The organism is Modestobacter sp. SSW1-42, assembly GCF_046635825.1.
Classification (GTDB): Bacteria; Actinomycetota; Actinomycetes; order Mycobacteriales; family Geodermatophilaceae; genus Modestobacter.
Map to the genome: position 1 here is coordinate 336903 of NZ_JBISCA010000002.1, position 22251 is coordinate 359153.

General features: G+C 74.9%; 23 protein-coding genes. 6 read left to right on the top strand and 17 right to left on the bottom strand.

Annotated features, from left to right (window positions below; genetic code table 11):
* Positions 1–136 precede the first annotated feature (136 nt).
* The 7 genes from ahcY to ACGBYP_RS06875 form a co-directional block, all read right to left on the bottom strand.
* Complete coding sequence (ahcY, locus tag ACGBYP_RS06845) at positions 137–1621, bottom strand: adenosylhomocysteinase (protein WP_411582519.1); 1485 nt, start codon at positions 1619–1621, stop codon at positions 137–139.
* 174 nt (positions 1622–1795) lie between these two features.
* Entirely contained in the window at positions 1796–2971 is a 1176-nt protein-coding gene (manA, locus tag ACGBYP_RS06850; protein WP_411582520.1) for a mannose-6-phosphate isomerase, class I, read from the bottom strand.
* Positions 2972–3043: 72 nt separating this feature from the next.
* The gene (locus ACGBYP_RS06855; protein WP_411582521.1) at positions 3044–4072 is read right to left on the bottom strand and encodes a cation diffusion facilitator family transporter; all 1029 of its coding nucleotides are present in this window, start codon (positions 4070–4072) and stop codon (positions 3044–3046) included.
* The gene (locus ACGBYP_RS06860) at positions 4069–5208 is read right to left on the bottom strand and encodes an SIS domain-containing protein (RefSeq protein WP_411582522.1); all 1140 of its coding nucleotides are present in this window, start codon (positions 5206–5208) and stop codon (positions 4069–4071) included. The genes ACGBYP_RS06855 and ACGBYP_RS06860 overlap by 4 nt, the downstream gene beginning before the upstream one ends.
* Positions 5209–5280: 72 nt before the next feature.
* On the bottom strand, positions 5281–5481 hold the full coding sequence (locus tag ACGBYP_RS06865; RefSeq protein WP_411582523.1) for a Trm112 family protein: 201 nt from the start codon (positions 5479–5481) through the stop codon (positions 5281–5283).
* Complete coding sequence (locus ACGBYP_RS06870) at positions 5478–6857, bottom strand: phosphomannomutase/phosphoglucomutase (RefSeq protein ID WP_411582524.1); 1380 nt, start codon at positions 6855–6857, stop codon at positions 5478–5480. The genes ACGBYP_RS06865 and ACGBYP_RS06870 overlap by 4 nt, the downstream gene beginning before the upstream one ends.
* Before the next feature lie 103 nt (positions 6858–6960).
* On the bottom strand, positions 6961–7371 hold the full coding sequence (locus ACGBYP_RS06875; protein WP_411583679.1) for a DUF3499 domain-containing protein: 411 nt from the start codon (positions 7369–7371) through the stop codon (positions 6961–6963).
* A 124-nt stretch (positions 7372–7495) separates the two neighbouring features.
* On the opposite strand from ACGBYP_RS06875, the gene ACGBYP_RS06880 reads away from it, so the two are divergent.
* Positions 7496–7954 carry a metallopeptidase family protein gene (locus ACGBYP_RS06880; protein ID WP_411582525.1) on the top strand — a complete coding sequence of 153 codons (459 nt, stop codon included), beginning with the start codon at positions 7496–7498 and terminating at the stop codon, positions 7952–7954.
* Between the two features lie 64 nt (positions 7955–8018).
* A complete protein-coding gene (locus tag ACGBYP_RS06885) occupies positions 8019–9086 on the top strand; it encodes a hypothetical protein (RefSeq protein WP_411582526.1) in 1068 nt (355 codons plus the stop codon).
* Here ACGBYP_RS06885 and ACGBYP_RS06890 read toward each other — a convergent pair.
* Positions 9077–9934: a hypothetical protein gene (locus ACGBYP_RS06890; protein ID WP_411582527.1), complete on the bottom strand. Its 858-nt coding sequence runs from the start codon at positions 9932–9934 to the stop codon at positions 9077–9079. The genes ACGBYP_RS06885 and ACGBYP_RS06890 overlap by 10 nt on opposite strands.
* A 129-nt stretch (positions 9935–10063) precedes the next feature.
* Positions 10064–10294 (bottom strand): WhiB family transcriptional regulator, encoded by a 231-nt coding sequence (locus ACGBYP_RS06895; protein WP_411583681.1) that lies wholly within the window; start codon positions 10292–10294, stop codon positions 10064–10066.
* A gap of 403 nt (positions 10295–10697) precedes the next feature.
* On the opposite strand from ACGBYP_RS06895, the gene cofD reads away from it, so the two are divergent.
* The 3 genes from cofD to ACGBYP_RS06910 are packed head-to-tail and all read left to right on the top strand — an operon-like array spanning position 10698 to position 13362.
* Positions 10698–11648 carry a 2-phospho-L-lactate transferase gene (gene cofD, locus ACGBYP_RS06900; RefSeq protein ID WP_411582528.1) on the top strand — a complete coding sequence of 317 codons (951 nt, stop codon included), beginning with the start codon at positions 10698–10700 and terminating at the stop codon, positions 11646–11648.
* A 34-nt stretch (positions 11649–11682) separates the two neighbouring features.
* Positions 11683–12714 carry a coenzyme F420-0:L-glutamate ligase gene (locus tag ACGBYP_RS06905; protein ID WP_411582529.1) on the top strand — a complete coding sequence of 344 codons (1032 nt, stop codon included), beginning with the start codon at positions 11683–11685 and terminating at the stop codon, positions 12712–12714.
* A 48-nt stretch (positions 12715–12762) separates the two neighbouring features.
* Entirely contained in the window at positions 12763–13362 is a 600-nt protein-coding gene (locus ACGBYP_RS06910) for a dTDP-4-dehydrorhamnose 3,5-epimerase family protein (protein ID WP_411582530.1), read from the top strand.
* A 46-nt stretch (positions 13363–13408) separates the two neighbouring features.
* Here ACGBYP_RS06910 and rfbD read toward each other — a convergent pair whose 3' ends face one another.
* Both rfbD and rfbB read right to left on the bottom strand, forming a co-directional pair.
* Positions 13409–14293: a dTDP-4-dehydrorhamnose reductase gene (rfbD, locus tag ACGBYP_RS06915; protein WP_411582531.1), complete on the bottom strand. Its 885-nt coding sequence runs from the start codon at positions 14291–14293 to the stop codon at positions 13409–13411.
* A complete protein-coding gene (gene rfbB, locus ACGBYP_RS06920; RefSeq protein ID WP_411582532.1) occupies positions 14290–15288 on the bottom strand; it encodes a dTDP-glucose 4,6-dehydratase in 999 nt (332 codons plus the stop codon). The genes rfbD and rfbB overlap by 4 nt, the downstream gene beginning before the upstream one ends.
* 110 nt (positions 15289–15398) lie before the next feature.
* On the opposite strand from rfbB, the gene rfbA reads away from it, so the two are divergent.
* A complete protein-coding gene (gene rfbA, locus ACGBYP_RS06925; RefSeq protein ID WP_411582533.1) occupies positions 15399–16259 on the top strand; it encodes a glucose-1-phosphate thymidylyltransferase RfbA in 861 nt (286 codons plus the stop codon).
* Between the two features lie 101 nt (positions 16260–16360).
* Here rfbA and ACGBYP_RS06930 read toward each other — a convergent pair whose 3' ends face one another.
* The 6 genes from ACGBYP_RS06930 to gmd all read right to left on the bottom strand — a co-directional run bounded on the left by ACGBYP_RS06930 (position 16361) and on the right by gmd (position 22121).
* Complete coding sequence (locus ACGBYP_RS06930) at positions 16361–17236, bottom strand: DNA-3-methyladenine glycosylase family protein (RefSeq protein WP_411582534.1); 876 nt, start codon at positions 17234–17236, stop codon at positions 16361–16363.
* A gap of 113 nt (positions 17237–17349) precedes the next feature.
* Positions 17350–18120, bottom strand: a complete 771-nt coding sequence (locus tag ACGBYP_RS06935; RefSeq protein WP_411582535.1) for an SDR family NAD(P)-dependent oxidoreductase — start codon at positions 18118–18120, stop codon at positions 17350–17352.
* Positions 18121–18160: 40 nt separating this feature from the next.
* Positions 18161–19258 carry a mannose-1-phosphate guanylyltransferase gene (locus ACGBYP_RS06940; RefSeq protein ID WP_411582536.1) on the bottom strand — a complete coding sequence of 366 codons (1098 nt, stop codon included), beginning with the start codon at positions 19256–19258 and terminating at the stop codon, positions 18161–18163.
* 13 nt (positions 19259–19271) lie between these two features.
* On the bottom strand, positions 19272–20171 hold the full coding sequence (locus ACGBYP_RS06945; RefSeq protein WP_411583683.1) for a glycosyltransferase family 2 protein: 900 nt from the start codon (positions 20169–20171) through the stop codon (positions 19272–19274).
* Complete coding sequence (locus ACGBYP_RS06950; RefSeq protein ID WP_411582537.1) at positions 20168–21139, bottom strand: GDP-mannose 4,6-dehydratase; 972 nt, start codon at positions 21137–21139, stop codon at positions 20168–20170. The genes ACGBYP_RS06945 and ACGBYP_RS06950 overlap by 4 nt, the downstream gene beginning before the upstream one ends.
* A gap of 1 nt (position 21140) precedes the next feature.
* On the bottom strand, positions 21141–22121 hold the full coding sequence (gmd, locus tag ACGBYP_RS06955; RefSeq protein WP_411582538.1) for a GDP-mannose 4,6-dehydratase: 981 nt from the start codon (positions 22119–22121) through the stop codon (positions 21141–21143).
* Positions 22122–22251 lie beyond the last annotated feature (130 nt).

Consider the following 22251-nt stretch of genomic DNA (forward strand, 5'->3'; position numbering starts at 1 on the left):
CGACGCCGGTGGAGTGCATCTCCGACGAGCAGAAGGACCAGCTCTTCGCCGTCGACCCGCACCGCCGCCGGCGTCCGGCGTCCGGCGTCCGGCGTCCGGCGTCCGGCGTCCGGCGTCCGGCGTCCGGCGTCCGGCGTCAGTAGCGGTAGTGCTCGGACTTGTACGGGCCCTCGACCGGGACGCCGATGTAGTCCGCCTGCACCTTGGTGAGCGTGGTCAGCTTGACCCCGAGGGCGTCGAGGTGGAGCCGGGCCACGTGCTCGTCGAGCTTCTTGGGCAGCACGGTGACGCCGGGCGTCTGGCCCTCGTAGGCGGCCCGGTTGGTCCACAGCTCGATCTGGGCCAGCGTCTGGTTGGAGAACGACGCGCTCATCACGAAGCTGGGGTGGCCGGTGGCGTTGCCGAGGTTCAGCAGCCGGCCCTCGGACAGCACGATGATCGTGTGGCCGTCGGCGAACCGCCACTCGTCGACCTGCGGCTTGATGTTCGTCTTGACGATGCCCGGGGTGCGGGCGAGGCCGGCCATGTCGATCTCGTTGTCGAAGTGGCCGATGTTGCCGATGATCGCCTGGTGCTTGGTCTGCCCGAGCTGCTCGGCGGTGATGATGTCCTTGTTGCCGGTCGTGGTGATGATGATGTCGGCCTTGCCGATCACCTCGTCCAGCGTGGTCACCTCGTAGCCGTGCATCGCCGCCTGCAGGGCGTTGATCGGGTCGATCTCGGTGACGATGACCCGGGCACCCTGGCCGCGCAGCGACTCCGCGGAGCCCTTGCCGACGTCGCCGTAACCGCAGACGACGGCGACCTTGCCGCCGATCATCACGTCGGTGCCGCGGTTGATCCCGTCGATGAGCGAGTGCCGGACGCCGTAGAGGTTGTCGAACTTGCTCTTGGTGACCGAGTCGTTGACGTTGATCGCCGGGAACAGCAGCCGGCCGTCGCGGGCGAGCTCGTACAGGCGCATGACGCCGGTGGTGGTCTCCTCGGTGACGCCCTTGATGCCCTGGCCGATGCGGGTCCAGTAGGTGTCGTCCTCGGCGAGGGTGCCGCGCAGCACGTCCAGGATGACGCCGTACTCCTCGGAGTCGGCGTCGGTGGTGTCGGGGACGGCGGCCTCGGACTCGAAGCGGGTGCCCAGGTGCACCAGCAGCGTGGCGTCACCGCCGTCGTCCAGCAGCATGTTGGGGCCCACGACGTCGCCGTTCGAGTCGCGGAACTCGAACATCCGCTGGGTGCACCACCAGTACTCCGGCAGCGTCTCGCCCTTCCAGGCGAAGACCGGGACGCCGGTGGGCTCCTCGGGGGTGCCGTCGCCGACGACGATCGCCGCGGCGGCGTGGTCCTGGGTGGAGAAGATGTTGCAGCTGACCCACCGGACGTCGGCGCCGAGGGCGGTCAGCGTCTCGATGAGCACGGCGGTCTGGATGGTCATGTGCAGCGAGCCGGCGATGCGGGCGCCGGCGAGCGGCTGGGCGTCGCCGTACTCCTCGCGCAGCGCCATCAGGCCCGGCATCTCGTGCTCGGCGAGGGCGATCTCCTTGCGGCCGAAGCCGGCGAGGGAGAGGTCGGCGACCTTGAAGTCGTCGGCGGTGAGCACACGGGTGCCAGTGCTGGTGGTCATGTCGCTCCAGTGTCCGGCCCGGCCGCGGTGGGCGGGCGCAGGCGGTTGCTGATCTCTGAGCGAGCATGCCGAGGCTTCGGCGGGGCTCGAGCCGTCCCCAGGCTACCGCTGCGCCGGATCGGTCCGCCTCCTCCGGCCGGGCGAGGCGCGTGCCGGCGCGCCCGGACCGGCCGGCTACGCGGCGGCGGTGGTCGCGCGGTACAGGACGGCCGGACCGCAGGCCGTCACCGGCTGCCCGGCGGGCACGAAGGCCGACTCGCCCTTGCGCAGCCAGACCGTGCCATCGGGCCCCTCGAGCTCGGCGGCGCCCTCGGTGCACAGCACGACCTGGGGACCGGCGGTGGTCAGCACCCCCGGGTCCACGTCGACCTGCACGCGGGTCAGGTCGAAGTCGCGCACCGGCGTGGGGTACCGCAACCCGCCCGGGCCGAGGACCGGGTGGATGACCGGGACTCGGCCGTCGGTGAAGTCCAGCACCTCGATCAGTGCCGCCAGGTCGACGTGCTTGCTGGTGAGCCCGCCGCGCAGCACGTTGTCCGAGCTGGCCATGACCTCGACCCCGGCTCCGCTCAGGTAGGCGTGCAGGTTGCCGGCGGGCAGGAAGACCGCCTCCCCCGGGTTCAAGGTCAGGTGGTTGCACATCAGCGAGATGACCACGCCGGGGTCACCGGGGTAGGTCTCGGCGAGGGAGGACGCCCAGCGGTAGGTGTTGATGAACTCCGGGTCGTGGGCGGCCACGAAGCTGGCGGCCTTGGCGGCGACCGCGGTCACCAGGGAGGCGCGCCGGCGCTCGGACAGCGCGAGCAGCTGCGGGATCGCGGCCCGCAGACCGCCGTTGGCCAGCGCGGCGATGGTGGGCATCAGCTCGGCCAGCTGCAGCTTGGCCAGGCAGTGCAGCGACTCCGCGAGCGGCCGGAAGCCGCACAGCGCCTCGACCGGCGTGATCGCGAGCAGGATCTCCGGCTTGTGGTACGGGTCCTTGAAGGTGCGGGTGGGGTCGTCGAGCGGGACGCCGGCGGCCTCCTCGGCGGCGAAGCCGACCTGGGCCTGCGCCGTGGTGGGGTGCGCCTGCAGCGACAGCGGCAGGTCGGCGGCGAGCACCTTCATGAGGAAGGGCAGCCGGTCGCCGAAGCGGTGCCGCACCGGGTCGCCGAGCATCCGCTCGGGCTCGGCGGCGATCGCGGCGTCCAGCGGACGTCCGTCGGAGAGCACGCTGGGCTGGCCGGGGTGGGCGCCCATCCACAGCTCCGCGTACGGCTGGTCAGCCGGCGACGGCTCGCCGAGCAGCTCGGGGATGACCGTGCGGGAGCCCCACGGGTAGTGCCGGACGGCGTTCGTCATCTGCCACATCGGCTGCGACCTTACCGGCGCGCACTCCCCGTGACCCCGACGTCGGCCGGGGTACGCCCGACCGGGTGACCGTCACCGGCCGGCGGGGACCTCCGACCACCGGATGTCGGGCTCCAGGTAGATCACCCGGGCGATGGGCACCGCCGCCCGCACCCGCTCCTCGGCGGCGTCGATGGCGTGCGCCACCGCCTCGGCGGTGTCGTCGTGCCGGACGGCGATCTTGGCGGCCACCAGCAGCTCCTCGGGGCCCAGGTGCTGGGTGCGCATGTGGATCACCGAGCGGACCGACTGCCCGTCGACCAGCGCGGCCACGATCTGCCGCTGCGCGTCCGGGGTGGCGGACTCGCCGATCAGCAGGCTCTTGGTCTCGATCGCCAGGACGGCGGCCACGGCCACGAGCAGCAGGCCGATGGCGATGGTGCCCAGCCCGTCGTAGAGGGTCTCGCCGGTGGCCGCCGACAGGCTGACGCCGACCAGCGCCAGCGCCAGCCCGGTGAGCGCCGCGCTGTCCTCGAGCAGGACGACCGGCAGCTCGGGGGCCCGGGCGTGCCGGATGAAGGCCCAGTAGCTCTCCCCGGGCTTGCGGACGGCGTTGGTCTCCTTGAGGGCCGTGCGCAGCGAGAAGCTCTCCAGCGCGATGGCCACGAGCAGCACGACGATCGCCACCGTCTGCGACTCGACCTCGCCCTCCTCGCGGACCTTGTGCACGCCCTCGTAGATGGCGAAGCAGCCACCGACGCTGAACAGCACGATCGCGACGATGAAGCTGTAGATGTAGCGGTCGCGGCCGAACCCGAAGGGGTGCTCGGGGGTGGCCGCCCGCTTCGAGCGTTTGCCGCCGACCAGCAGCAGGACCTGGTTGCCCGAGTCGGCCACCGAGTGGATCGCCTCGGCCAGCATCGACGAGGCCCCGGTGATGAGGAAGGCGATGAACTTGGCGGCCGCGATGCCCAGGTTGGCGCCGAGCGCGGCGATGATCGCCGTCGTCCCGCCGCCGTGGCCTCCCCCGCCGTGCTCGCCCCCGCCGTGCCCGGCGCCACCGGCGGCGGGGGCGGGGGCGGGGTGGGCGCCGGAGGCGCCGGCCGTGGTGCTGTCGGTCATGGCTGGAGGGCCCTCTCGTGGTCGAGCGCGAGTGCGAGGTAGACCGCGCCGAAGTCGGCGACGGCGAGCTGCCGGGCGATGCGGGCCAGGCGCGGGTGCTGCCCGGACTCGGTGTGGGCCAGGGCGCTGACCGGGACGTTGTGCGACTCGGCGATGCGCAGGGCCTCGCCCATCGCGTCGCCGGCCGAGTGCGGCTCCCGCTCGTCGCCGGCGTGCGCGGCGGCGTGCTCGTCGCGGACGGTGACCAGCCGCAGCCGGCGGCCGGCGTCGTCGGTGCGGTCGCGGAAGAAGTCGTCCTCCCCGCCGGCGGAGGTCAGCGGGCCGGCGAGCACGGTGCGCAGCGCCGCCCGCTGGTCGGGCAGCCGGAACCCGGTGACCGGCAGCCCGGCCAGGGTGGCCAGCTGGTCGGCGACCCGGCCGGCCGCGGCCGCGGCGAGCGGGCCCTCGGCGGCGATCACCGGCAGGGCGTCCAGCAGCTCCAGGGCCAGCGTCTTCGCCGGGTTCACGAACGACTCCCGGGCCGGTCCGCAGTCGGTGGCGACCTCGTCGAGGGCAGCGGCGACCTGCTCGGTGTCGGCCACGTCGGCGCCGACCAGGCCGAGGTCGGCGGCCAGCAGCAGCATGGGGGTCAGCAGCGACCACAGCGTGGCGTGCCGGACCCGGGTCGCCGGCAGTGCGACGTAGGGGGCCCGGGAGCTGGCGCAGGCGGCGTGCAGCGGCGCGTCCTCGGCGCCGATGCCCACCACCGCCACCCCGCGGCGGGCCGCCTCGTACGCCGGGGCGACGGCGTAGCGACCGGCCCCGGTGCGCGTGGCGACCACCGCGATGTCCGAGGGGCCCATCCAGACCGGCAGGTCGGGGCCGGGCACGACGTCGACGGAGACCGGGCTGGCCGGGCCGAGCAGCGCGCGCAGCAGCGCACCGGCGACGGCGCCCTCGCGGCGGCCGACCACGACCAGTCCGCGCGGGCGACCGGCCGCGGTCACCCGCGACAGGTCGGCCTCCTCGGTCAGCCGGGTGGTCTCCCGCACCTGCGCGCCGGCGCCGGCGACCGCCGGGAGCAGGCCCCGGGGGTCGCGGGCGCGCAGCAGGCCCAGGTCGTCGAGGACCTCCTCGGCCAGCTCGGGCGAGGTCATGCTGCTCCCCCGCCGGCGTTCGTCAGATCCATGCCCCAGGGTGTGTGCCCTGGCGCGACCCCCCAAACCCGCTCAGTCGGGCAGTTGCCGCGCCTCGTCGAGCAGCAGCACCGGGATCCCGTCGCGCACCGGGAAGGCGCGCCGGCACGTGGGGCACACCAGCTCGGAGGCCTCGACGTCGACGGTCAGCGGGCTGTGGTGGGTGTCGGGGCAGGCGAGGATCTCCAGCAGCGCCGGGTCGATGCCCAGCGTCGGCCCGCCGGCGGCGGTCATGCCCGCACCAGCGCGAGGACCTCGTCGCGCAGCTCGGCCATCCGCGCCGCGTCGGCGGCCTCGACGTTGAGCCGCAGCAGCGGCTCGGTGTTGCTGGCCCGCAGGTTGAACCAGGAGCCGTCGCCCAGCGACACGGTGAGGCCGTCGAGCTCGTCGAAGGTGACGCCGTCCCGCGCACCGAAGGTCTCCCGCACCGCGGCGACCCGACCGGCGGCGTCGGCCACGGTGGAGTTGATCTCGCCGGAGGCGGCGTAGCGCTCGTACTGGGCGCTGATCTCCGACAGGGTGCGCGGCTGCTCGCCGAGCGCGGCGAGGACGTGCATCGCGGCGAGCATGCCGGTGTCGGCACGCCAGAAGTCGCGGAAGTAGTAGTGCGCCGAGTGCTCGCCGCCGAAGACGGCGTCGGTGCGGGCCATCTCGGCCTTGATGAACGAGTGGCCGACCCGGGTGCGCACCGGCTCGCCGCCGTGCTCGCGGACGATCTCCGGGACGGCGCGGGAGGTGATCAGGTTGTGGATGATCGTCGTCCCGGTGCCCTTGGCGAGCTCGCGGACGGCGACCAGGGCGGTGATCGCCGAGGGGCTCACCGGCTCGCCGCGCTCGTCGATGATGAAGCAGCGGTCGGCGTCGCCGTCGAAGGCCAGCCCGATGTCGGCGCCGTGCTCGACGACCCCGGCCTGCAGGTCGACGAGGTTGGCCGGGTCGAGCGGGTTGGCCTCGTGGTTGGGGAACGAGCCGTCGAGCTCGAAGTACATCGGGACGACGTCCAGCGGCAGCCCGTCGAGCACCACGGGCACGGTGAAGCCGCCCATGCCGTTGCCGGCGTCGACGACGACCTTGAGCGGGCGGATGCCGGAGAGGTCGACCAGGCCACGCAGGTAGGTGGCGTACTCGGCGACCAGGTCGCGGCTGCTGACGCTGCCCGGCTGGGTCACCTCGCGGTCGAAGACCGCCGCGCCGTCGACCAGCTGCTCGGCCCACTCGCGGATCTGCACGAGCCCGGAGTCCTGGCCGATCGGCGCCGCGCCGGCCCGGCAGAGCTTGATCCCGTTGTACTGCGCCGGGTTGTGGCTGGCGGTGAACATCGCGCCGGGCACGTCCAGCGAGCCGGCCGCGAAGTAGAGCATGTCGGTGGAGCCCAGGCCGGCCTCGACGACGTCGACGCCGCGGGACAGGACGCCCTCGGCAAAGGCCCGCGACAGCGGCACCGAGGAGTCGCGCATGTCGTGCGCGGTGACGACGCTGGTCGCGCCGGTCTCGGCGTGCACGAACTCGGCGAACGCCGCCCCGATGGCCCGGGCCACGTCCTCGTCCCACTGCTGCGGGACCAGGCCCCGGACGTCATAGGCCTTGATGATCGACGACAGGTCGGACAACAGCTCACCCTCGCACTCGACAGCCCCCGGTCCGACGACCGGCGGCGCCCGACCTTATCGGCGCGGGCGGCGGGTCAGCGCGCCGAGCGGGGGGACCTCCCCCTCAGGGGAGGTCGGGCAGGATCCGCAGGTGCCCGCGGCGGGTGCCGCTGCCGTCGTCGGCGGGGTCGCGCGGCGGCTCGGGCCGGGCCGCCTCACGGACGGCGTCGGCGAGGGCGAGCAGGTCGTCACCGGTGGGGCCGGCGTCCTCGGCGTCGATCTCGTGCCGGACGACCTCCCAGCCGCGGGGCACGGTCAGTCGCTCGGCGTGGAACTCGCACAGGTCGTAGCTGTGCGGCTCCGAGTACGTCGCCAGCGGGCCGACCACGGCCGTGGACTCCGCGTACACGTACGTCAGGGTCGCCGCTGCCGGTTGCGCGCAGCCGCTACGCGAGCAGCGCCGTGACTGCCTCACCACCGGTTCCTCACGCCCAGCACAGTAATCCCGCTCGCCCGGTCCGGTCAGCACCGACACCGGCGTGGGCACCAGCGACCCCTCGCGTCCCGCCAGGCACACCCCGTCCCGCCGGCCCCGCGGACGCCGTCCGGGGCGCGCTCGGCGCCGGTCGGGCCGGCGGCGACGTAGGCTGCGCACCGCGATGGACCGTCCCCCTGCACGCGCCCGGCGCGACCGCCACGGCCGCGGCCTGCGCGGCCGCCTCGTCCCCCCGACCGTGCCGCTGTCCCGCAGCCGCGCGGAGCAGTTCGACGACCTCGTCCTCGACGCGGTGGAGGACCTCGAGCGCCGCTGGGAGCGGGAGCTGGCCGGCGTCGAGTTCGCCGTCGAGGACGTCCCCTGGGTCGACCACAGCAGCCCGGACGAGGTGGTCCTGGACTCCGACGTGCTCGACGACAGCAGTGTCCCGCTGGCCCGCGTGCTGCCCGCGCACCGCGAGGGCGGGCAGGAGCACCCGGCGCGCATCGTGGTCTACCGGCGCCCGCTGGAGATCCGGGCCGCCGACCGCGACGACCTCGCCGACCTGGTGCGCGACGTGGTCGTCGACCAGGTCGCGGTGCTGCTGGGCCGCGACCCGGAGGAGATCGACCCGACCGGCTGACGACCACCTCCCCGGGGTGAGGTGGTGGAGCGGGGCCGGCCGCGCTGACATGCTGGACGGCGACATGGGCACTGCAGCGGACGCACAACCGGGCACCTGGATCACCGTCGGCGTGCTGGTCGGCCTGGCGCTGGCCCTGCTCGTCGGCGTCCTGCTCAGCGGGGTGCTGCACGCCCGCCGGGCGGCCCGGGCGCGCCGGGCGGCCACCCCCGCCCCGGCACCGGCGGTCGAGCCGCCGCCCCCCGCGCCGGTGCGCGGCTTCGCCGACGACGACCTGCCGGGCTTCCTCGACCAGCCGCCGGGCTGGGACGCCGGGGCGGCCTCGCCGCCGCCTCCCGCACCGGCCCCGCCGGACGACGCCCCCCGCACCGGCTCGACGGCGGCCTCCTCCGCACACCCGCACCCCGACGGGCCGCCCGGGCGGGCGGGCACGCTCGGGCTCACCGCCTCGGCCGTGCTGCTGGTCGCCGCGGTGGTGGTCGCCGCCACCGGCGGCTCCTCGGGTGCCACGCCGCCGGCGGACCCCGGCGCGAGCGGCACGCTCGTCGCCCCGACCGGGGCCGCGACCCCCGGCCTGGACCCCGCGGCGCCCACCACCGGGGCGCCGGCGGAGAGCACGCAGACGCCCGCCGGGGCGCTCGCGCTCACGTCGGTGCCGCTGGCCGCCTCGGGGATCGCCGCGACGGCGACCTTCCAGGGGCTGGTGCTCGAGCAGCGGGCGGTGGGGCTGACCGTCACCCGCCCGAGCGTGAGCGTCTCCACCGACGGCCGCCGCTCGCTGGCGCACGTGCGGCTGCCCACCTGGAACTGCCTCACCCCCGGGCCCCCGGCCGACCCGATGCGGGCCAACTGCGTGCCCACGCCGACCGAGTACGCCGACCTGGCCGACCCGGCGCTGCAGGTCTCCCGGGACGGCGCGCGGGTCGAGCTGGTCGGCCTGTTCCCGACCTACACCCGGCCCAAGGGCGGCCCACCGGTGTACACCGGCCGTGCCTACCAGCTGACCGCCGCGTTCACGCCCGACGGCCCGGCGCGCGAGGGGGCGGCACCGGCGGCGGGCGTCGTCCGGATCGGGGTCGACAGCGCCCCGGCCGTCGCCGATCCCGGGGTCAGCCGGCTGCTCTACCCCTGACGCACCGGGGTGCGGCGGCCCAGCCGCACCAGCCCCGCGGACGCGGTCAGGGTCACCGACGGCGAGCCCAGCTCGCGGCGCAGGCCACCGACGTCGCTGTCGCCCCACCACGGCCACCGGTCGGTGCCGGCGGGACCGCGGTCGAGCAGCGTCAGCAGGACCGCGGCCGGCCGGCCGGCGGACGGGCCCGGGACGACGGCCACCTCGAGCTGGCCGATCGCCGCGTGCAGGCGCGCGGCGGCCCGGACGAACACGCGCTGGTGCTCGGGGACGCGGGCCAGCACCGCGGGGAGCTCCCGCTCGACCTCGGCCGGGTCGACCGTGCGGCGGACGTCGCCGACGGCGTCGAGCTCGTCGACGAGCCGGCGGCTGCGGCTGTTGGACAGCTGGGCGTCGGGCATCGCCGCCGCCAGGGAGGCCAGCGTCGGGTCGCCCAGCGGCAGGCCGGCCAGCCGCAGCGTCCAGGGGCCGCGCAGGTCCTCGAGCAGGCCGACCAGGCCCGCGGCCAGGTGCGCGGCGGCCTCGGGGTCGCGGGCGAGCAGCCGGGCGGGCGGCCGCCCCTCGGGCAGCGGGCCGGGCTCGGCGCCCAGCAGGGTGACGGCGGCGCTGGTACCGCGGCGGCGCACCAGCAGCAGGGCGGCGGCGTCCGGGCGGGCGTCCGGGTCGCGGGCGACGACGAGCGCGCGGGGGCGGACCCGGGCCAGCGGCCCGGCCGGCTGCACGTTCAGGGCCGCGGTCAGCCACGGCCCACGCGCGGGCACGGGAGCGGCGAGGGCGGCCATCAGCGGCGCCGCGGCGCGGATCTCCTCGACCACCCGGGCGCGCCCGTGGGCCAGGTGGGTCAGCACACCGTCCAGTCGACCACACCCGAGGGGGACCGGGCCGATCGACCGTCAACGGCCGCGCGTGCGGTACGGCCCCTTTGCAGGGTCCCGCCGCCGGGCTCGCGAGGCGGCGGGGGGCAGAGGGGTCCTGCTTCAGGCGCGACGGCGCAGGCGGCGACGCTCACGCTCGGAGAGGCCACCCCAGATGCCGAAGCGCTCGTCGTTGCCCAGTGCGTACTCCAGGCACTCGGCCCGGACCTCGCAGCCGGTGCAGATCCGCTTGGCCTCGCGGGTGGAGCCGCCCTTCTCCGGGAAGAACGCCTCCGGGTCGGTCTCGGCGCACAGGGCGCGCTCCTGCCAGCCCTGCTCGTCGCCGTCCAGCAGGCCGAAGCCGGCGTCGAGGACACCGGCGGCCCCTCGGGCGTCGGCAGCCGGCGCGGGCGTCGTCGTGGACTGGTAGTCGCTCAACCAAGAGACCTCGGCCATCACGTTGCGTCCCCTCTCGCTCCGTCACGGCGTGCGTCCCCGGGCGGATCCCGAGCTGCCAGCGCCTGATGACAACATCGGAATTACACGCGTGTCGTTGAGTCGAGGTCAAGTCGGACCGGTGTATCGCCGAGACTCACAGGTCACACCCGCCCCGCGTCGTCCCGGAGTGGTCACCCGCCACCCCGACACGCCGCACCCCTGGACACCATCTGCCATGCGCGACGGCCTGTTTCGTGCAGTGCTCCAGCCCGGCTGCCGGGTCCTCCGTGCACTTCTGACGATCAGGCACGATGGTGGTGTGCACATCGTCGTACTGGCCGGTGGCGTCGGTGGCGCCCGCTTCCTCCGTGGCCTGCAGGCCGCCGCGCCCGGCGCCGAGATCACCGCGGTGGTCAACACCGGCGACGACGTGACCATGCACGGGCTGCGCATCTGCCCCGACCTGGACACCGTGATGTACACGCTCGGTGACGGGATCGACGAGGAGCGCGGCTGGGGCCAGCGCGGGGAGACCTGGACGGTCAAGGAGCAGCTGGCCGCCTACGGCGCCGAGCCCACCTGGTTCGGCCTGGGCGACCGCGACCTCGCCACGCACCTGGTGCGCACCCGGATGCTGGGTGCGGGCCACCCGCTGTCGGAGGTCACCGCGACCCTCGCCCGGCGGTGGCGTCCCGGCGTCCGGCTGCTGCCGATGAGCGACCAGCGGGTCGAGACCCACGTCGTCGTCCTCGACCCCGACACCGGCGCCGAGCGCACCGTCCACTTCCAGGAGTGGTGGGTGCGCCACCGCGCCGCGCTCGACGCGCGCCGCTTCGTCCAGGTCGGGGTGGACGACGCCCGCCCCGGGCCCGGGGTGGTCGAGGCGCTGACCACCGCCGACGCCGTGCTGTTCGCCCCGTCGAACCCGGTGGTCTCGATCGGGACGGTGCTGGGCGTGCCCGGTGTCCGGGACGCCGTGCGGGCCGCCGCGGGCCGGGTGGTCGGGGTCTCCCCCATCGTCTCCGGTGCAGCGCTGCGCGGCATGGCCGACCGCTGCCTGCCGGTGCTCGGGGTCGAGGTCAGCGCCGAGGGCGTGGGCCGGCACTACGGCGCCCGGTCCGAGGGCGGGGTGCTCGACGCCTGGCTGGTGCACACCGGCGACACCGCGGTCGTCCCCGGCGCCGACGTCCGCGCGGTGCCGCTGCTGATGAGCGACCCCGACGCGACCCGGGCGCTGGCCCGGGCGGCCCTGGACGCAGCCGGTGTCTGAGCGCGGGCCTGCCCCGGGGATCTCGGTCCACCCGGTGCCGGGCCTGCCGGAGTTCACCCCCGGCGACGACCTCGCCGGTGCGATCGCGGCGGCCGCGCCGTGGCTGGCCGACGACGACGTCCTGGTGGTGACGTCGAAGGTCGTGGCCAAGGTCGAGGGCAACCTGGTGCGCGTCGAGCCCGGCGCCGACCGCGAGGCCGTCCGGCAGCGGGCGATCACCGCCGAGTCGGTGCGGGTGGTGGCCCGCCGCGGCCCGCTGCGGATCGTCGAGACCCGGCACGGCTGGGTCGTGGCCGCGGCCGGCATCGACGCCTCCAACGTCGCGAGCGACACGCTGGTCCTGCTGCCGGCCGACGCCGACGCCTCCGCCCGCCGGCTGCGCGCGCGGCTGGCGGAGCTGCTGGGCGTGACCGTCGCCGTGGTGGTCAGCGACACCTTCGGCCGCCCCTGGCGCGACGGCGTCAGCGACGTGGCCATCGGCGCGGCCGGGCTGTCCGCCCTGGTCGACCACCGCGGCAGCGTCGACTCCCACGGCAACCGCCTGGAGACCACCCAGGTCGCGGTGGTCGACGAGCTCGCCGCCGCCGCCGACCTGGTGAAGGGCAAGCTCGCCGGCGTCCCGGTCGCCGTCGTCCGTGGGCTGCACCTCACCGCGCCGGCACCCGACACCGGCACCCGGCCGCTGGTGCGGCTGGGCCCCGGCGACCTGTTCGCCACCGGCACCCGCGACCTCGTCGGCAGCCGCACCCCGGTGCCGCTGCTCACCCGCCGCCCCGGCGCCGAGCAGGCGGTCACCGAGGCGTTCCGGGTCGCCGTCGCGGCACTGCCGGAGTTCCCGGTGGTGTTCCGCTACGGCCTGGAGGACGACGGCGCCGACGGCGACGTGGTCGACGTCCACGTGGCCGAGCCGGTCACGCCGGCTGCGGCGCTGTCGGTCGGCGCGGTCGTGGGCGCGGCGCTGGTCCAGCTGCAGGCCGAGGGCTGGGCCACCCGCTGGCAGCCGGTCGCCACCCTGGGCGGCAGCTCGCTGGTCGGCCGGCTGCGGCTCGGGGCGCCTCCTCCCTGAGAGGTGGGCCCGGCTGTGGCGGGTCGCCGCGCTCGATACCGTCGGGGCGTGGAGATCCGCGAGCTCGCCGTTCCCGACAGCTACGTCCTGGACCTGGTGCCGCACGGCGACGCCCGCGGCCGCTTCACCGAGTGGTACCGCGCCGACGTGCTCGGCGAGGCCGTCGGGCACGCGCTCCCGCTGGCCCAGGCCAACCACAGCGTCTCCGCCCGCGGCGTGCTGCGCGGGGTGCACTTCGCGCTCGTCCCGCCGGGGCAGGCCAAGTACGTCTACTGCCCGGCGGGCAGGGTCCTCGACGTCGTCGTCGACGTCCGGGTCGGCTCGCCCACCTTCGGGGTGCACGACGCGGTGCTGCTCGACAGCGAGCAGCCCCGCGCGGTCTACCTGGCCGAGGGGCTGGGGCACGCCTTCGTCTCGCTGGCCGACGCCAGCTCGGTCACCTACCTGGTCTCCACCGGCTACTCCCCCGGCCGCGAGTTCGGCGTCCACCCGCTGGACCCGGCGCTGGACCTGCCCTGGCCGGCCGACGTGGAGTTCGAGCTGTCGGCCAAGGACCTCGCCGCCCCGACCCTGGAGCAGGCGCGCGAGCAGGGGCTGCTGCCCACGATGGAGCAGTGCGCCGCGCGCTACGCCGAGCAGCGCGCCTGACCGTCGAGGGGCCGTGTCGGCGAACACGGCTCCTCGGGAGGCGGGCTCAGGTGGCGAGGACGCCGAGCTGGGACAGGCACGCCGCCAGAGCGGGTTCCCAGTACCCGAGGTGCGTGAGCCCGGCTGCGGTCCAGGCCTCGCCGTCCAGGACGGAGTACGCCGGCCGGGGGGCAGGGGTCGGGTAGGCCGACGTCGGGACCGGCAGCACCCGGTCGAGGTCCGCGCCGACCCCGGCGAAGACCGCCACCGCCAGCCCGTACCAGGTGGTCGAGCCGGCGTTGGTGGCGTGCAGGACGCCGCGGACCGGCGACTGCGCCACCTCGACCAGCCCGCCGGCGAGGTCCGCGGACCAGGTCGGGCTGCCGGTCTGGTCCTCGACCACCGAGACGGTGTCCCGCTCGGCCTCGAGCCGGAGCATGGTGCGCACGAAGTTCTTCCCGTGCGCGGCGTAGACCCAGGCGGTGCGGACGACCACGGCGTCGTCGTCCACGGCGGCGACCGCGCGCTCGCCGGCGAGCTTGGTGCGCCCGTAGGCCGTGCGCGGGGCCGGCTCGTCGTCGGGCCGGTAGGGACGGGTCGCGTCGCCGGCGAAGACGTAGTCGGTGGAGACGTGCACGAGCCTCCCCCGCCCGGCCAGCTCCTCGGCCAGCCAGCCCGGGGCCAGGCCGTTGACCCGGTGCGCGGTCTCCTCGTCGGCCTCCGCGGCGTCGACCGCGGTGTAGGCGGCGGCGTTGAGCACCACCGGCCGGGCGCCGCGGGCCAGGGCGTCGTCCCGCCACCGGCCGACCACGCCGCGGACCTGCGCCTCGTCGGTCAGGTCGAGCTCGCGCCGGCCCAGGGCGGTGACGTCGGCGCCGGCCAGCAGCGCCTGCAGGTCGGTCCCGAGCTGACCCGTGGCACCGGTGACCAGCCAGGCGGGAGGGGCGCTCACGCGCGGGCTGTCGCGGCGGCGGCCTTGAGCGGCTCCCACCAGGCGCGGTTGTCGCGGTACCACTGGACGGTCAGCGCCAGGCCCTCCTCGAAGCCCACCCGCGGGGCGTAGCCGAGCGCGGCGGTCTTGGAGTAGTCGACGGAGTAGCGCAGGTCGTGGCCGCCACCGCGCGGGTCGACGATGTGGTCGACGTAGGACCAGTCCCGGCCGGTGGCCTCCAGCAGCTTCTCGGTGAGCTCGCGGTTGGACAGCTCGCGGCCGCCGCCGATGTTGTAGAACTCCCCGCTCGCGCCCTGCTCGAGCACCAGCTGGATGCCGCGGCAGTGGTCGTCGACGAACAGCCAGTCGCGGACGTTGGCGCCCTCGCCGTACAGCGGCACCTCGTGCCCGTCGAGCAGGTTGGTGACGAACAGCGGGATGACCTTCTCCGGGAAGTGGTACGGCCCGTAGTTGTTGCTGCACCGGGTGATGGAGATGTCCAGCCCGTAGGTCTTCGCGTAGGCGCGGGCGAGGAGGTCGCTGCCGGCCTTGGCCGCCGAGTACGGCGAGTTGGGCTCCAGCAGGTGGTCCTCGGTCCATGAGCCGGTGTCGATCGAGCCGTAGACCTCGTCGGTGGAGACGTGCACGACCCGGCGCACGCGGGCGCGCAGCGCGGCCGCGAACACCTGCTGGGCGCCGAGCACGTTGGTCAGCACGAAACCGGACGCCGCACCCCCGATCGACCGGTCGACGTGGGACTCGGCGGCGAAGTTGACCACCACGTCGTGCCCGGGCAGCGCGGCGTCGAGGTCGGCGGGCGAGCAGATGTCGCCCTGGACGAACCGGTAGCGCGGGTCGTCGGCGACCGGGGCGAGGTTGGCCAGGTTGCCGGCGTAGGTGAGCTTGTCGAAGACGGTCACCTCGGCGTCCTCGAAGCCCGGGTAGCCGCCGGACAGCATGGTCCGGACGTAGTGGGATCCGATGAAGCCGGCACCGCCGGTGACCAGGACGCGCATGGCCGGAACCGTAGCCAACCGAGCACGCCGCCGGGAGACGGTGCGGAGCCGGTCATCCGCCGGGGTGAGAGTTCCTCCCGTGTCCGGACCGATGGCCCTAGGTTCGGGACATGCGCGGGATCATCCTGGCCGGGGGGACCGGCAGTCGTCTGTGGCCCATCACCCTCGGCGTCAGCAAGCAGCTCATGCCGGTCTACGACAAGCCGATGATCTACTACCCGCTGTCCACGCTGATGATGGCGGGGATCCGCGAGGTGCTGGTCATCACCACCCCCGAGGACCGCGACTCCTTCGCCCGCCTGCTCGGCGACGGCAGCCGGCTCGGCATGCGGATCGAGTACGCCGTCCAGCCCGAGCCCGAGGGCCTGGCGCAGGCGTTCCTGATCGGCGCGGACTTCCTCGACGGGCAGGCTGCCGCCCTGGTGCTCGGCGACAACATCTTCTACGGCGCAGGCCTCGGCACCGCGCTCTCCCGGTTGCCCGAGCCCGACGGCGGGCACGTCTTCGCCTACCACGTGGCCAACCCCGAGGCCTACGGCGTCGTGGAGTTCGACCCCGACGGCCGGGTGCTCTCGATCGAGGAGAAGCCGGCGGCGCCGAAGAGCTCCTACGCCGTGCCGGGCCTGTACTTCTTCGGCCCCGACGTGGTCGACGTGGCCCGCGGCATCACCCCCAGCGCCCGGGGCGAGCTGGAGATCACCGCCGTCAACGACCACTACCTGCGCGCCGGCCGGCTCACCGTGACCGTGCTGGACCGGGGCACCGCGTGGCTGGACACCGGCACGTTCGCCTCGCTGCGGCAGGCCACCGAGTTCGTCTCGGTCGTCGAGGAGCGGCAGGGCCTGAAGATCGGCTGCATCGAGGAGGTCGCCTGGCGCAACGGCTGGCTGGACGACGACGGCCTGCGCCGCATCGCCGAGCCGCTGGGCAAGAGCGGCTACGGCGCCTACCTGCTGGGCCTGCTCGACTGAACCGCCGGGGACGGCGGCCGCGCGGCCGCCGTCCCCGATCGGTCGGGCCGGACGGCACCGGTCCCGTGCGTCCGGCTCGCGGCCGACCGCACGGGGGCCGGTCAGAAGGCCCGGTAGTCCGTGGGCGCCATCCGCGGGCCGCGCTTGGGCGGCATGCTGCCGCCGATGCCCAGCAGCCGCACCACCCGCTGCCGGTGCCCGCGCCACGGCTCGAGCAGCTCCAGCATCCCGGCGTCGTCGGTCTTGCGGCCGGCCAGCGACCAGCCGACCAGGTTCTTCAGGTGGTAGTCGCCGACGCTGACCTCGTCCGGGCAGCCCAGCGCGCGCTGGACGACCTCGGCGGCGGTCCACACCCCGATCCCGGGCACCGACTGCAGCCGGCGGCGCAGCAGCGCGCAGTCGTCCTCGTGGTCGCCGAACTCGGTGACCTCCAGCCGGGAAGCCACCGAGGCCACCGCCCGCAACGCGCGGCGGCGGGCGCCGTCGAGCCCGCAGGCGTGCCACTGCCAGTCGGTGACCGCCAGCACCCGCTCGGGCGAGGGCAGCACCCGCATCCCCTCCGGCGCGGGGCCCGGCGCCGGCTCGCCGGCCAGCCGCAGCAGCTCCCGCCAGGTGCGGTGCGCCTCGATGCCGGTCACCTTCTGCTCCAGGACGGCGGGCAGCAGCGCGTCCCACACCCGCCCGGTGCTGCCCAGCCGCAGCCACGGGGTGCTGCGGTGCAGCCGCTCGACCAGCGGGTGGGCGGAGGCGTCGAAGCCGTCGGTGCGGTCGTCGGCGCCGAGCCAGCGGGCCGCGGTCGCCCCGGCCCAGGCCGCGCCCGGCCCCCAGGCCTGCACCCGCACCGCGGAGGCGCCGCCGGACAGCCGCACCGTGGCCGGCCCGTCGGGCGTGCTCGTCGTCCGCCAGACGCCGTCCTCGGCCATGCGCAGCGTCGGGTCGCCGGTGCCGCGCCGGTCCCGGGACAGGATGCGCCGCACGTCGATCGGCCAGTCCGGCGTGAAGACGGCGTCGTCCCCGTCCTTGAGCAGTGGGCCGCCCTTCAGGGGCCCGCGCTGAGCGTGCGAAGCGTGGGGAGAAGGGTGGTCCTCCATCACTTCGGTGCCATCCGCAGGGCACCGTCCATCCGGATGACCTCGCCGTTGAGGTAGTCGTGCCGGATGACGTCCAGCGCCAGCTCGGCGTAGTCCTCCGGGCGGGCCAGCCGCTTCGGGAACGGGATGCCCGCGGCCAGGCTCTGCTGCGCCGCCTCGGGCAGCCCGGCGACCATCGGGGTGTCGACCAGGCCGGGGGCGATGGTGCAGACCCGGACGCCGACCGAGGAGAGGTCACGGGCAGCGGGCAGCGTGAGGCCCACGACGCCGCCCTTGCTCGCCGCGTAGGCGACCTGGCCGATCTGGCCCTCGTAGGCGGCCACCGAGGCGGTGTTGAGGACGATGCCGCGGGAGCCGTCGGCCGCGGGCTCGGTGCGGGCCATCGCCGCCGCGGCCAGCCGCAGCACGTTGAAGGTGCCGACGAGGTTGACCATCACCGTGCGGGTGAAGTCGGGCAGCTCGTGCGGCGCCCCGTCGCGGGTGAGCGTGCGCCCGACCCAGGCGATGCCGGCGCAGTTGACCGCGATCCGCAGCGGCCGGCCCTTGCCGGTGGCCTCGTCGACGGCCGCCTGCACCGACCCCTCGTCGGTGACGTCGGTGCGGACGAACGTCGTGTCCCCGCCGAGCTCGGCCGCCAGGGCGGTGCCCAGCTCCTCCTGCAGGTCCAGGACGGTGACCGCCACCCCGGCCGCGGTGAGCGCGCGGGTGGTGGCGGCGCCGAGCCCGGAGGCCCCACCGGTGACGACAGCGGCGACAGCGAGGTCCTTCATGCAGCGAGGTTAACCAGGTCGGTGCCCCTCGCGGCAGCCGCTAGGAGAAGCGGGGCCCGAACCGCGCCTCGACCTGGGCCAGCAGCGCCTTGACCCGCTCCGCGTCGCCGACCGGGCAGACCATCGTGACGTCGGCGGTGTGCACCACGACGCTGTCGCGCACCCCCACCAGGGCGATGACGTGCTCGGGGTCGTCGGAGAGCACCACGTTGCCCGAGCTGTCGAGCAGCACGGTCAGGCCGCGGGTCGCGTTGCCGGCCTCGTCGGTGACCAGCGTGTGCGCCAGCGCCGGCCACGAGCCGACGTCCAGCCAGTCGACGTCGAGGTCGACGACCACGACCCGGCCGGGCTCGGCGGCGGCCGGCTCGAGCACCGCGTAGTCGACGCTGATCTTCGGCAGCGCCGGGAAGACCTCGGCCAGGACGGCGTCCCGCTCACGCCCGGCCGGGGCGGCGACGATCCGGTCGAGGCCGGCGGCGGACTCGGGCAGGTGCTCGGCGAGCGCGTCGAGCACCGTCTGCGCCCGCCACACGAACATGCCGGAGTTCCACACGTACTCGCCGCTGGCCAGGTAGCCCTCGGCGGTGGCCCGGTCGGGCTTCTCCCGGAACGACGCCGCCTCGGCCGCGCCCGGCACCTCGGTCGGGGCGCCCTTCTGCACGTAGCCGAAGCCGGTGGCCGGCGACGTCGGGGTCACCCCGAGCGTGACCAGCGCCCGCGGCCGGACGGCGAGGACGTCGTAGGCGGTGCCCAGCGCGGCGGCGAACGCGGCCACCGGGCGGATGACGTGGTCGGCGCTGACCACCGCGAGCTCGGCGTCGGGATCGACGTCGGCCACGAGCGCCGCGACCAGGCCGACGGCGTTGGCGGTGTCGCGCGCGACGGGCTCGAGCACCAGCCGGTCCGCGCGCAGCCGGGGCAGCGCGGCCCGGACGGCGTCGGCGTAGCGCGCCGCGGTGCAGACCCAGATCTGCTCGGTCGGCAGCACCGCCTCCAGCCGGGTGAACGCCTCGGCCAGCAGGCTGTGCGCGCCCGTCTCGTCGGACACCACGTCCAGGAGCTGCTTGGGTCGCGCCTGCCGGGACAGCGGCCACAGCCGCGTCCCCGAACCGCCCGCCATCACCACCGCATGCCGCACAGCCGTTCCTCCCTCAGTCCAGCTCGTCGGCGCCGCGCTGGAAGCGGGCCCCGGCGGCCACGCGGCCGCTGACGTACGAGATCAGCATGCGCAGGCCCAGACCGACACGGAGCACCCCCCGAAGGGGTGCGTTCGCGGCCCCCGGGTGCTCGGCGGACAGGTAGCGCAGCGCGCTGGTGTGGTGCACCCGCTGCATCCGGTGCGGCTCGCGCCGGGTGGCGTGCCCGCCCTCGTGCACCACGACCGCCGAGGGCACGTAGACGTTGAGGTACCCCTTCCGGCCGAGCCGGGCGGCGAGGTCGACGTCCTCGAAGTACATGAAGTAGCCGGGGTCGAACCCGCCGACGGAGTGGAAGGCGGCCAGGTCGACCAGGAAGCACGAGCCCGACAGCCACCCGGCCGGGCGCTCGCGCGGGGCCTCCCGCTCGCGCCGGTACCGCGCCGTCCACGGGTTGCCCGGCCAGGCCCAGCCGACCAGGGCGTGCCCGATGCCGGTGGACAGCCGCGGCAGGTCGCGGGCGGAGGGGTAGAGCTCGCCCTCGGGGGTGAGGATCGCCGGGCCCAGGGTCGCCGCCCGCGGCCAGCGGGCGGCGGCGGCCAGCAGCTCGTCGACCGACCCCGGCTCGAAGCGGACGTCGGGGTTGGCCACCAGCGCCCAGCCCTCGGTCACGTCGGCGAGCCCGGCGTTGACCGCCGCGCCGTAGCCGATGTTGCCGCCGGTGCGCAGCAGCCGGACGTTGCCGTACGCCGCGGACACCCGCTCCGGGGCGCCGTCGGTGGAGCCGTTGTCGGCCAGCACCACGTCGGTCGGCCCGGTGGTGGCCTCGGCCAGCGACTCGACGAACCCGTCGAGGCTCGCACCCGGGGAGTACGTGACCGCGACGACGCGCAGGGGGGCTCCGGGCGTGGTCAGGACAGCTCGTCCCGGTCGTGCCGGACCATGGCGGCGACCATCGACGCGAAGTCGACGGTCGGCGCCCAGCCCAGCCGGTCCCGCAGCCGGGACGCGTCGCCCACGAGCACCGCCGCGTCCGCCGGCCGGACGAACGCCGCGTCGGTGCGCACCAGCGACTGCCAGTCGGTGATGCCCGCCTCGGCGAAGGCCGCCGCGACCAGGTCCCGCAGGCTGTGCGCCTGACCGGTGGCCACGACGTAGTCGGCGGGCTCGTCGGCCTCCGCGGCCAGCACCATCGCGGCCACGTAGTCCGGGGCCCAGCCCCAGTCGCGGGAGACGTCCAGGTTGCCCAGGGTCAGGTGGTCGGCCCGCCCGGCGGCGATCGCCGCCACGCCCTTGGTGATCTTGCGGGTGACGAACCGGTCGGGCCGGCGCGGCGACTCGTGGTTGAACAGCACCATCGAGCTGGCGTGCAGGCCGCGGGACCGGTACATGCCCACCCCCAGGTGCGCGACCGCCTTGGCCGCGCCGTAGGGGTTCAGCGGGCTGATCGGCGCGGTCTCCCCGACCGGATCCGGACCCGCCCCGGCGAACACCTCACCGCTGGAGGCCTGCACCAGGCGGACCGGTGACCCGCCGGCCTCCTGCCGCCGGAACAGGTGCTCCAGCAGCGCCAGGACGGCGCGGCCGTTGACGTCGAGGGTGCCCACCGGGTCGGCCCAGGACGCCCCGACGCTCGAGGCGCCGGCGAGGTTGAACAGCCAGTCCGGGGACACCTCGTCGACCAGCCCGGTCAGCGTCTCGGGCCGGGTGAGGTCGGCGACGTGCACCTGCAGGGCGGGGCCCAGCGCCGCGAGGTGCGGCGGCAGCGCTCCCCCGTCGGGACGGGAAACCGTGCCGTGCACCTCGTGCCCGGCGGCCACCAACGCCTCGGCGAGGTAGCCGCCGTCCTGCCCGGTCAGCCCGGTGACGAGCGCGCGGGCCACGTCAGCCGGCCAGCGCGCGCTGCTCCGCCAGGTCGGAGTCCACCATCATCCCGATGAGCTCCTCGAACCCGACCTTCGGCGTCCACCCCAGCTTGGCGGCGGCCTTCGCCGGGTCACCGATGAGCAGGTCGACCTCGGCCGGGCGCATGAACGCCGGGTTCTGGGTGACGTGCTGCTCCCAGTCGTCGATGCCGACCCGCTTGAAGGCGACCTCGAGCAGCTCGCGGATCGAGTGCGTCTCACCCGTGGCGATGACGTAGTCGTCGGCCTCGTCCTGCTGCAGCATCAGCCACATCGCCTCGACGTAGTCACCGGCGAAGCCCCAGTCGCGGCGCGCGTCGAGGTTGCCCAGCTCCAGGCCCTGCTGCAGGCCGAGCGAGATGCGGGCGACGGCGCGGGTCACCTTGCGGGTGACGAACTCGGGGCCGCGGCGGGGCGACTCGTGGTTGAACAGGATCCCGGACGAGGCGTGCATCCCGTAGGACTCGCGGTAGTTGATCGTCATGTAGTGCCCGTAGACCTTGGCCACGCCGTAGGGCGAGCGCGGCCACAGCAGGGTCTCCTCGGTCTGCGGGACCTGCTGCACCTTGCCGAACATCTCCGAGCTCGACGCCTGGTAGAAGCGCACCTTGCCCGGCTCGTCGCCCGAGTACAGCCGCACGGCCTCGAGCATGTTGAGCACGCCCTTGGCGGTCACGTCGGAGGTGAGGTGCGCGTTCTCCCACGAGTAGGCGACGAACGAGATCGCCCCGAGGTTGTAGACCTCGTCCGGCTGCGCGGTGTGGACCGCACGCAGCAGGCTGGAGAGGTCGGTCAGGTCGCCGAAGAGCAGCTTGAGACCGGGGATCCTGCTCGCGACCTCGACCTTCGGGTTGTTCTGCCCGCGCACCAGGCCGTAGACCTCGTAGCCCTTGCCGAGCAGCAGCTCGGCCAGGTAGAGACCGTCCTGACCGGTCACTCCGGTGATCAACGCGCGCTTCATCATCTGCTCCCTGAGGGCCGGTGGTTGCCGGTAGATGCTGCCATGCCCGCACAGGTCGGGTGTCTCCCGGTGCTCGACACACCCGCGGGCCGGACGTCCGGACCGACGTTGCCGGTTGTGACGCAACCAC